The 10063-nt window shown below is 49.1% G+C and carries 8 protein-coding genes and 11 tRNA genes; 17 read left to right on the plus strand and 2 right to left on the minus strand.

Annotated features, from left to right (window positions below; genetic code table 11):
• Positions 1-45: 45 nt before the first annotated feature.
• The 11 genes from ACX93W_RS25955 to ACX93W_RS26005 all read left to right on the plus strand — a co-directional run bounded on the left by ACX93W_RS25955 (position 46) and on the right by ACX93W_RS26005 (position 1047).
• A tRNA-Val gene (locus ACX93W_RS25955) sits at positions 46-121 on the plus strand.
• Positions 122-130: 9 nt separating this feature from the next.
• Positions 131-207, plus strand: a tRNA-Met gene (locus tag ACX93W_RS25960).
• Positions 208-242: 35 nt separating this feature from the next.
• Positions 243-319: transfer RNA gene (locus tag ACX93W_RS25965), tRNA-Asp, on the plus strand.
• Positions 320-323: 4 nt separating this feature from the next.
• Positions 324-399: transfer RNA gene (locus ACX93W_RS25970), tRNA-Phe, on the plus strand.
• Positions 400-413: 14 nt separating this feature from the next.
• Positions 414-489: transfer RNA gene (locus ACX93W_RS25975), tRNA-Thr, on the plus strand.
• 4 nt (positions 490-493) lie between these two features.
• A tRNA-His gene (locus ACX93W_RS25980) sits at positions 494-569 on the plus strand.
• Between the two features lie 55 nt (positions 570-624).
• Positions 625-697: transfer RNA gene (locus tag ACX93W_RS25985), tRNA-Lys, on the plus strand.
• A gap of 15 nt (positions 698-712) precedes the next feature.
• A tRNA-Leu gene (locus ACX93W_RS25990) sits at positions 713-799 on the plus strand.
• 6 nt (positions 800-805) lie between these two features.
• Positions 806-880, plus strand: a tRNA-Gly gene (locus ACX93W_RS25995).
• Positions 881-891: 11 nt separating this feature from the next.
• Positions 892-968, plus strand: a tRNA-Arg gene (locus ACX93W_RS26000).
• 5 nt (positions 969-973) lie between these two features.
• A tRNA-Pro gene (locus ACX93W_RS26005) sits at positions 974-1047 on the plus strand.
• Positions 1048-1119: 72 nt separating this feature from the next.
• On the opposite strand, the gene ACX93W_RS26010 is transcribed toward ACX93W_RS26005, so the two are convergent.
• Positions 1120-1656: an SDR family NAD(P)-dependent oxidoreductase gene (locus ACX93W_RS26010; protein WP_459395280.1), complete on the minus strand. Its 537-nt coding sequence runs from the start codon at positions 1654-1656 to the stop codon at positions 1120-1122.
• Positions 1657-1670: 14 nt separating this feature from the next.
• Positions 1671-2282, minus strand: coding sequence for a TetR/AcrR family transcriptional regulator (locus ACX93W_RS26015; protein ID WP_459395309.1), 612 nt, complete (start codon positions 2280-2282; stop codon positions 1671-1673).
• A gap of 174 nt (positions 2283-2456) precedes the next feature.
• Here ACX93W_RS26015 and ACX93W_RS26020 point away from each other — a divergent pair, with 174 nt between their 5' ends.
• From ACX93W_RS26020 to ACX93W_RS26045, 6 genes are all read left to right on the plus strand, one after another.
• Positions 2457-3458 carry an ROK family protein gene (locus tag ACX93W_RS26020; RefSeq protein ID WP_459395281.1) on the plus strand — a complete coding sequence of 334 codons (1002 nt, stop codon included), beginning with the start codon at positions 2457-2459 and terminating at the stop codon, positions 3456-3458.
• A gap of 311 nt (positions 3459-3769) precedes the next feature.
• The gene (locus tag ACX93W_RS26025; RefSeq protein ID WP_459395282.1) at positions 3770-5086 is read left to right on the plus strand and encodes an MFS transporter; all 1317 of its coding nucleotides are present in this window, start codon (positions 3770-3772) and stop codon (positions 5084-5086) included.
• A 54-nt stretch (positions 5087-5140) separates the two neighbouring features.
• A complete protein-coding gene (locus ACX93W_RS26030; RefSeq protein WP_459395283.1) occupies positions 5141-5752 on the plus strand; it encodes a sugar O-acetyltransferase in 612 nt (203 codons plus the stop codon).
• A 174-nt stretch (positions 5753-5926) separates the two neighbouring features.
• Positions 5927-7915, plus strand: coding sequence for a CotH kinase family protein (locus ACX93W_RS26035; RefSeq protein WP_459395310.1), 1989 nt, complete (start codon positions 5927-5929; stop codon positions 7913-7915).
• Positions 7916-8105: 190 nt separating this feature from the next.
• Positions 8106-9011 (plus strand): hypothetical protein, encoded by a 906-nt coding sequence (locus tag ACX93W_RS26040; protein ID WP_459395284.1) that lies wholly within the window; start codon positions 8106-8108, stop codon positions 9009-9011.
• Positions 9012-9082: 71 nt separating this feature from the next.
• On the plus strand, positions 9083-10063 hold a 981-nt coding region (locus tag ACX93W_RS26045; RefSeq protein ID WP_459395285.1), incomplete at its 3' end, for a hypothetical protein.

Raw genomic sequence — 10063 nt, forward strand, 5'->3', positions numbered from 1 at the left:
TTCACGGAGGTAACAGGGGTTCGAATCCCCTACGGGTCACCATTTGGAGGATTAGCTCAGCTGGGAGAGCATCTGCCTTACAAGCAGAGGGTCGGCGGTTCGATCCCGTCATCCTCCACCATAATAATATCGCGGGGTGGAGCAGCTCGGTAGCTCGTCGGGCTCATAACCCGAAGGCCGCAGGTTCAAATCCTGCCCCCGCAACCAAAATTCCTTGGTAATTCCCAAGGTGCATAAGATGTGGAGCTGTGGTGTAGAGGCCTAACATGCCTGCCTGTCACGCAGGAGACCGCGGGTTCGAATCCCGTCAGCTCCGCCATTTTGGCTCGGTAGCTCAGTCGGTAGAGCAGAGGACTGAAAATCCTCGTGTCGGCGGTTCGATTCCGTCCCGAGCCACCATTCAAATTTCATACGCCGTTGTAGCTCAACTGGTAGAGCAACTGACTTGTAATCAGTAGGTTGGGGGTTCAAGTCCTCTCGACGGCACCATATGGCGGTCGTGGCGAAGGGGTTAACGCACCGGTCTGTGACTCCGGCATTCGTGGGTTCAAGTCCCATCGATCGCCCCATTACACACATATGCAACGGATAACCATTATAGGGAATCCAAAGCCATAGTAGTATGAGCCATTAGCTCAGTTGGTAGAGCACCTGACTTTTAATCAGGGTGTCGAAGGTTCGAGTCCTTCATGGCTCACTTTTAACTTCATATGCGGTCATGGCGGAATTGGCAGACGCGCTAGATTCAGGTTCTAGTGTCAGCAATGACGTGGAGGTTCGAGTCCTCTTGACCGCACCATCATTTGCGGAAGTGGCTCAGCGGTAGAGCATCGCCTTGCCAAGGCGAGGGTCGCGGGTTCGATTCCCGTCTTCCGCTCCATTTTTTTATTTGCGGCCTTAGCTCAGCTGGATAGAGCGTTTGACTACGAATCAAAAGGTCAGGAGTTCGAATCTCTTAGGCCGCGCCATTTTACGGGATGTAGCTCAGCTTGGTAGAGCACCTGGTTTGGGACCAGGGGGTCGCATGTTCAAATCGTGTCATCCCGATAACGTGTAACGAGTCCATTATCCATTCTGGATAAAGGGCTCGTTTTTTTGTACCATCATGTTTAGGTTTGATTACAATTCTTCAATTAGCGGGGTATCGCCGAATTGTTCGCTTGCAAGAAGAATAATCAATTGTGTGGCTGTAGCTGCAGGGGTTTGAAGCTTTCCTTCTTGAGCGAGTTGAACAAATTGGTCCACGTAAGGAAAAGCTGCTCTGTCTATCGTTCGAATTTCGGCTTGCAGGGCGGTATCGATCATACCCGGGTATACGGAGACGATCCTCACGGGATGATCCTTGCCGCATTGCTCCAGATGAATACTTTTTGAAAAGGTGTCCAGACCGGCTTTGGACGTGCTGTAGCAGCTTTGCGACGGCAGCAAAAATTTGGCTGAAGCTGACGATATGTTCATGATGCGTTTATCCGTCGCCCAACCCTGCGTATGTTTGATAAAGTTTGAAGTGGTGACCATGGGAGCCAACAAATTGATGGTTACATTTTCAATGATATCCTCGGCTTTATTGTGCTGCTTGCTCATCAGTTGTTGCGCCATCGCTTCTCCAATACCTCTGGACGTTCCTGTAATAATGAAATATTTCAATGAAGGCACCTCATTCCTTTGTTTTAGTTATTCCTCGGGATGATGAAGTCTTCCTTCAAAACACTGTTTACGGCTTCCTTCCAAACCCCTTCATAATCCATATCGATACCCATTAGCTTGCATCTGGAAATGCCGTCAATGGACAACGCAAGGAGATGCGCTTTATACGCCAGGTTGCCTGAAGTAACGGCTCCCAGCTCGGCACCAATTTCCAGCAACTGTTGAAATCCGGTTAAAAAGTCTTGTTGTATTGCGGATAAGCGTGTCCGATACATCTCATCGCGCTCAGCGAGCGTCGCAAACTCGTTTAATACGCGTAAGACCGCATTATGGCTTTTATCCGCGTCCGGCAGCATGTTTAGGCCGCCTTGATAGAGACATTCCGTAAAATTATCGCGATAAATCTCTTCGCTCTGAAAATAAGATTTAAAATAATGATCCTTAAAGATGTAATCGAAGGCTTGGCGGATTAATTCTTCTTTTGTAGAAAAATGATAATAAATCGACGGTTTGGTTATTCCCACCTTCTGCGCAATCATGCCCAAGCTTGTTTTTTCAAGTCCGAACTCAACAAATAGCTCAAACGCGGCTTCTATGAGTTGGAGGGAAGTAAGTTCTCTTTTTTTAATGCTGATCGCTCCCTTGACATGTAATGATTAAGGCTTATTATAAAGGGGGAAGAAATTGAATGTCAATAATTTAACGACCGTTAGTTAAAAAAATGTGTTGAGGATGTTGGAGGGTTTTGGTATTTTATCGAGAATACCTAAATGCAATGCAATTATGAAAACACAGAAAGGAGGAGGAGCATGGCCAATGCCAACTTGATGAAAGAGATGAACCTTAACCATGTTCGGCAGGTTATGAGGCGGGTGGAGACGGCGACAAAGCCGCAATTGGCCGAACTGACCAAGCTTAGCGTTGTTACGATCAATTCCCTTGTGAAGGAGTTAAATGAATACGGGGAGATTATCGAGGACGAAATTGCTCCGTCCAGCGGGGGCCGGCCCGCGCTCACGTACCGGTATAACTATGATTATAGTCATGCGCTTGTTATGTACATAAAAGAGAAGCAAGGCCAGGTTCTGCTCTCCGCGACGGTTGTCAATTTGGATGACCGTATTTTGCTGAAGGAAGAACACTTGATGCCTGAATTTGACTCTCCTCGTTTTTACGAGGCGATCGGGCGGATTTTGGAGCAGCACCCCTCCGTTAAAGTAATTGGCGTTGGCATACCGGGGCAAACCGTTAACGGAGAAATTATCGTCTCCAGCCGTCCGGAGCTGACGGGATATCGTATGGTAGAGGAGCTGCAGGGGCAATTCGGATTGCCGGTTATGGTTGAGAATGATATCAATGCCGCGATCAGCGGATATTGCTCCGGTTACGATCTGGATGATGATGAATGCGTAATCGGCATCTATTTTCCACATAATCATCCGCCTGGTATGGGTATTTATCTGGATGGAAAAATTGTCAAAGGCAAAAACGGCATGGCTGGAGAGGTCAAGTTTCTTCCAGGAAGCCCGGACTGGTACCAACAGCTTGGGGATGCCGAGTTTGGAGATGCGGCATGCCATATGATTCATAGCATCAACGTAATGTTGGCCCCGCATAAAATTGTCGTCTATCAGGATAGGGGAAACGCAGAGGTTTTGAGTCAAGCCTGGGGGGCATATTCCTTGAAGCATGTTATGCCTTCTTATCCCGAAATTGTGATTCAGGAAACCTTTCAGCGGGATTTTGAATATGGGATGCGATGGTTGACGCTTAGGGAGCTGGAGCCTGGTTTACGTTTGCCTGTCGTTTGAAGATGCACAGGCCCCGATCACGAGCGCCCAATCACACTCCTATCATCAAACGGTGCTTAGTTACATGCCTCGTGGCGCGTAGAGTCCGGCACTCCTCCTGCTTCGCTAGCGTCCAGTCACACTTCTCTTGGCACGCAACGCCCGGAACTCCTCCAGTTGCGCTAGCTTATGGTTGTTACGGTTTACAGTGTTGATGGGGCCAGCCTGTATGACCAATTTTTATTGCTTGACTTCATAGGGGTTCTATTGCATATTTAATAAATATACTTTATAAAGTATATTTATTAAATAATCTTTGGAGAGGTGCAGGAATGGCAACCTGGTTTTTAGTTATTATTTATCTTGCATTCATAAGCCTGGGATTGCCGGATTCTTTGCTGGGTTCGGCTTGGCCTGTAATGCAGCCGGAAATTGGAGCGTCCTTTGGCTCCGCCGGAATTTTATCAATGATTATTGCGGGCGGCACCATTGTATCCAGCTTGGCGAGCGGGACAATCGTCGGGAAGCTTGGCGTCGGAAAAGTGTGCTTGATTAGCTGTATTCTGACGGCAGGGGCGCTGCTTGGTTTTTCGGCCGCTCCGTCATTTATATGGCTGGTGCTGTTGGCTATTCCTCTCGGCTTGGGCGGGGGAGCCGTCGATGCGGGATTGAATCATTACGTGGCTGAAAATTACAAAGCGCATCATATGAACTGGCTGCATTGCTTTTGGGGGGTTGGCGCAACGATGGGCCCTCTAATCATGTCCGCATATATTGCGGGCGACTCTTGGCGAGGAGGCTATGCCACGGTAGCGATGGTACAGTTTGCGCTGGTCGTTGTATTGTTCCTGGCCCTTCCTCTTTGGAAACGTGTGGCTGCGGAGCACAATTTGGCGAACGCATTACAGAATGAGGACCGCAGCCTATCCAGCGAAGAAAAAGCTAGGAATGCCGCAACTGTCGGCGCAGCGAATCGTCATGGAGCAGGTACAAGCGCTGATGCAGCTGCTTCAACGACTAAGGCAACCACCGAGAAGGCAGCTATTGCCGCAAAAACGAATTTATTTGCCATCAAAGGCATTAAGCCTTCATTGGCGGCATTTTTGCTATATTGCGGAGCCGAAAGCATGGTGGGACTGTGGGGCGCCAGCTTTCTGGTCGGCGTGAGGGAAGTAACGGCTGTAACTGCGGCAGGCTGGATATCCATGTATTATGGCGGCATTACGATAGGACGGCTGATTACCGGATTTATAACAATGAAGGTTTCCAATGTCGTGCTTATACGTACCGGACAGCTTGTGACCATTACCGGAGGATTGCTGTTGATTCTTCCGCTGCCTGCGTTTTTTTCGCTCGCGGGTTTTATTCTGGTTGGTCTAGGGTTGGCCCCTATCTATCCGGGGCTTCTGCATGAGACGCCAACGAGGTTTGGCAAGGAAAATTCCGCAAGGCTGATGGGCTATCAGATGGCTGTTGCGTATACGGGAAGCACATTTCTTCCCCCACTGTTCGGAATACTGGCGACAAAAACAAGCGTTGCCTTGTTTCCGCTTGTATTGCTGATTTTTCTTGCACTTATGTTTTTTAGCGCTGAAAAAGTTAATCTTGCTCTCAGGAAGTCCAAAGAAGGTATCGGGAGCGGCGCATGAGGAACTATAAGGAGAATGAGATTTTGATTTCAAGAGCGAAGGGATGAGCATGGAATGAATCAGAAGGAAAGAATGCTTGCAGGACTTCCATATAAAGCCTGGCTGGACGGCTTGACTGAAGAACGAACGGAGTGCCGGCTGAAAATCCGGGAATATAACCAGCTGCGACCGGATGAGCATGAGAGAAGGAATGAGCTGGTTCAATCCATTTTGGGAAAAGCGGGAGAAAATATTAACATCGAGCCTCCGTTCCGGTGCGATTACGGTACCAATATTGAGGTGGGCAATAACTTTTACGCCAATTTCAACTGTACGATTTTGGACGTTGGCAAGGTGACGATAGGCAACAATGCGTTGCTTGCGCCCAATGTTTCGATTTATACGGCGGGCCATCCCATTCATCCCGATTCCAGAAACTCCGGCTACGAATACGGAATTGCCATTACGATCGGAGATAATGTCTGGATTGGCGGGAATGTCATTATCAACCCGGGCGTAACGATCGGCAGCAACGTTGTCATCGGCGCCGGCAGCATTGTGACCAAGGATATCCCCGACAATGTCATAGCTGTAGGAAGCCCTTGCAAGGTCATCCGGGAAATTACGGAGGCAGACCGCAAATACTACTATCGGGATCGCGAGTTCGACGTCGATGATTACTATTAAGTCCTCAATTGAATAAAAGACAACAATTGAATAAAAGAATAAAACTGAATAAAACTGAATAAAAACCTCCTTCCGCCGTTTGTTTAAGATTTTTTTAAGATTCATGATTTACGATAACGGCATAACAAACGGCGTATAGCTTTATGCGTTGAAGGAGGAGAATGTAAATTGAAGATGAAAGAATGGTTGAAAAAATCAGCATTGCTGATGTTTGCGCTGGCGCTTGTGGTAGGCGCCCTTCCCGGTCTGGCGGGGCAAAAGGCAGCTGCGGCTGAAGGCGGAATCAAGCAGGCGTACGAAAGTGTTTTTGCGGGTGACAATGTTATTGACGTTAATGTGACCATCACTGACGAGGATTGGGACAGCATTCTGGCAAGCCCTCTCGACAAGGACTACAAAAATGTCACTGTAGATATCGACGGCACGGTGATTGAAAACGTAGGTTTCTCGACCAAAGGCAACCTGACTCTTAAATCGGTTGCCGCAATGACGGATTCCGATCGTTACAGCTTCAGGCTCAAGTTCGACAAATATGACAAAAGCCAAACGTGGCTGGGACTGGACAAGCTGTCCCTGAACAACAATTATTCGGACCCTTCTTATTTGAGAGAATACCTTCATTATGAGGCGTTGAAGGCAATCGGGCTGGATTCTCCCTTGACTGTTTTTGTGAACCTTTATGTTAACGGCGAGCTTTATGGCTTTTATACCGGAGTTGAAGCGGTGGACGACAGCTATTTGGCTCGTAATGTCGGAGCCGATTATGAAAGCGGCGTTTTGTACGATACGGATGCGGGAAGCACGCTTGTATATGATGAAAACAGCGACTATGACACCATAACGCGCGATTTGGGCATCAAGGATGACAAAGCCTCCCTGAAATATTTTATTCAGGTGTTGAATGAAATGCCGGACGGTGAAAAAGGCGATATTGAAAGCGTGCTGGACGTGGATTCGGCGTTAAAATATATTGCGGCCAACGCTGTTCTCGGCAACTATGACAGCTATAACGGCGACAAGGCGCAAAACTATATGCTGTACGGTGACGCAAGCGGCAAATATACGGTTATCCCATGGGACTATAACATGTCTTTTAACGGTTATACCGCAACAGGCGGCAGAAGCGGCAGCGGCACCGGAAGTAACACGAATGCGGTAACGGCATCAATCGACGTGCCGGTGTTAGGCATTAATATGGAGGATGCCCCGCTCATCAATAACCTGCTGGAGGTTGAGGAGTACAAGGCACGTTATTTGAACTACGTTGAGCAATTGGTGGATTACATGGAGACGATCCAGGACCGGATCACGGAACTGGGCGACCTTATCTCTCCTTATGTTGAAGCGGACCCAACAAAGTTTTATACCATGGAGCAGTTCCAATCCAATTTAACCTATTCCGCTCAAAATGAGACTGACGGCGCTTTTGGCGGAATGACGCCGCCAGACGGAACGGTCCCTGCACAAGGGGAAAACGGACTGACCCCGCCGGAAGGCTTTGAGGGGCAGGAGCCGCCGGAAGGTTTTGACGGAATGACTCCGCCAGACGGTACGCAGGGTCAAACTCCGCCAACCGGCGCGGAGCAAGATGGCCAAAGGCCAGATCCCGGCAACGCCGGACAAGGAAACGGCTTCCCCGGCGGAGCAGGGGGCGGCGGTCTAGGAGGCAACGGAGGCGTAATGGCATCCGGCTCCATTATGACATTCGCCCTTAACCGGCTTGCCAATCTTCAGGAGCAGCTGGGCCGCGAGGTAACGGCACTGCCGGAGACATCGGCGGAGGTTACCCTGCCGAATACCGAAGCTAACGGAATTTCCATTGTAGTGGATGGCCAAAGAGTTGTATTCAGCGATCAAAAAGCAGTAAAAGAAAATGCAAGAGTATTGTCTCCGGTATATGGCGTTGCGGAAGCTTTGGGAGCGAAGCTGACTTGGGATGCCGCTGCCCGGACAGCAACCTTGGTGAAGGATGACACAACAGTTGTGCTTACCATTGGCAGCAACATCGCTTATGTCAACGGAACGGCAGTGGAGCTTGATGTTCCGGCCAAAACGATTAACTCCCGTACGGTCGTGCCCGTTCGTTTCCTGGGCGAAGCGTTGGGTATGGACGTGAAGTGGAATCAGGCAACGGCAACGGTGACGTTAACGAGCCAAAACTAAGCAAGACAAAGCAAGACAAAGCTAAAGCCCTCGGCAGTTTTCACAAGCAGCCGAGGGCTTTTCATATGTTCAGATGGCCTATTAATCGTATGAAATGGGAATATCGTCCTTAATTGCAACTTATTTATTCATGCTTCCGTTTAGTTGTTATAATCTGGGCATCAACATGCTTTCGAGGAGGAGAATAGAAGTGAAACGAGCGGGTTTTACGGTAGTAATGGCAGCAATGCTGCTTGGAGCTTGCGGAGGAACAGAAAATGTTATTGTCAGCCAAACTCCATTCATAGTGACGCAGGTTAACGATGAGGATGCCCTGTTGCCGGCTCCATATACGATGGACAACCTTCAGCAGTCTTTGGATGAATATATCAACTATCGGTTATGGTATTATCCCGAAAATACAACAGGAGCTTTGGAGGAGAACGTCAGCTTTGATTCCTATATTGGCAAATCCGTAGGCCAATCCATCGATATCGAAATTCGAAGCTATGAAGGAAACGTCTATGCCAGCTTGCCGACGAAGGAATGGCTTATCCCGTTTAGCGCAAATGACGGCATCGTCTACACCGAGGGGGAAATAAATTCGGAGCAGCAGGCATGGCCCGAATCGGACTATACCAGCATAGGCAGCTTTTCGCTTAAGGTAAACGAACCGAGGAGTCCCGTTTTTGGCAGCTCTGTCCGCAAAGACAAGATGGTGGAGGCTTCCTTGGCTTATCTGGATCATTTTTATGACGATGTAAGCCGGCAGGGCGAGGAAGAGGCATGGGCAGGGACTACGGCTACGCTTGTTGATTTCTACGAATCTCAAATGGCGACGGCTGCTTGGTTGGTACGCAAGGACGGTGAAATTTATCATGTTCCCATGTATTTTGAGGAAGAGGAAGCTGGCATTACAGCCGTAGGGATGAAGGGCTTCCGCCTTAATGATGTTGAAGCGTTTGGCGTTGAAGAAGGCTACCGCTTCCGCAAGGAACTGGAGGATGCCCAGGTAGAAGTCAAGTTCGCTAAGGGATGTGGAGTTCAGCAAGTTCAGCACATAAAAGCTATGAGTGCTTTACACCAAAAACATTTTCAACTTTGCGTTGAATCATAAAGGAAATAGTCGATTATTGTCGAATGATAGAATTGCATGAAAATCATCGATCCTAAAGTGAGGGATGCCTATTGAATAAGAAGTCTGCATTTAGAAGCGTGATTTTGGTTGGGCTTTGTCTGGCTCTCGTAATGATGCCAGGGTATTCCGTATTTGCGGCGCAGCCCGATCCTCCGGTTACTGTGGGGGGAGAGGAAAGCATACAGGTGAGCAACTTTACATCAGGGGCCACGCTGAAGCTTTATCTATGGAACGGAACGCCGGTTGACACAGCAGCCGGAGTAACGGATTCCTCCTATACATTTGCGAATGTGGTGCCGAACAGTCTGGGCTTTTTCGTTACCCAGACCGTTGGGATTGATGAAAGCGTCAACTCGAGCTATACGTCAGTTTCTCTGCGGACGCCCTCCGCAACGCCGGGCATAGGTTATGTGGATGTTAGCAATGTGCTTAATGGGGCGACTGTTGAGCTATATAGGCAAGACGGCACGCCAACAGGAATTGCTCCTACGGATCAAGGCGGCGGTGTATGGCGCTTTGACGGCTTGACGCCGCGAGCGGAGTATTACGCTGTTCAAAGCATAAATAATGTGAACAGCCTGGGTTCTAGTGTAGTAACGGCGCTGCCTGACATTCCGGACGCCCCAACAACGATTGGGGGAGAAGAAAGCATACAGGTGAGCAACTTTACATCAGGGGCCACGCTGAAGCTTTATCTATGGAACGGAACGCCGGTTGACACAGCAGCCGGAGTAACGGATTCCTCCTATACATTTGCGAATGTGGTGCCGAACAGTCTGGGCTTTTTCGTTACCCAGACCGTTGGGTCGGAGGAAAGCGTCAACTCGGCCTTTACGTCGGTTTCTCTGCGGACGCCTTCCGCAACGCCGGGCATTGGTTATGTGGATGTTAGCAATGTGCTTAATGGAGCGACTGTTGAGCTATATAGGCAAGACGGCACGCCAACAGGAATTGCTCCTACGGATCAAGGCGGCGGTGTATGGCGCTTTGACGGCTTGACGCCGCGAGCGGAGTATTACGCTGTTCAAAGC

The organism is Paenibacillus sp. CAU 1782 (assembly GCF_054551715.1).

Bases quoted from the DNA above. Each gene is read 5' to 3' on its own strand.
- ACX93W_RS26020 (WP_459395281.1), top strand. From the start codon at position 2,457: ATGGCCAATGCCAACTTGATGAAAGAGATGAACCTTAACCATGTTCGG.
- ACX93W_RS26025 (WP_459395282.1), top strand. From the start codon at position 3,770: ATGGCAACCTGGTTTTTAGTTATTATTTATCTTGCATTCATAAGCCTG.
- ACX93W_RS26030 (WP_459395283.1), top strand. From the start codon at position 5,141: ATGAATCAGAAGGAAAGAATGCTTGCAGGACTTCCATATAAAGCCTGG.
- ACX93W_RS26035 (WP_459395310.1), top strand. From the start codon at position 5,927: ATGAAAGAATGGTTGAAAAAATCAGCATTGCTGATGTTTGCGCTGGCG.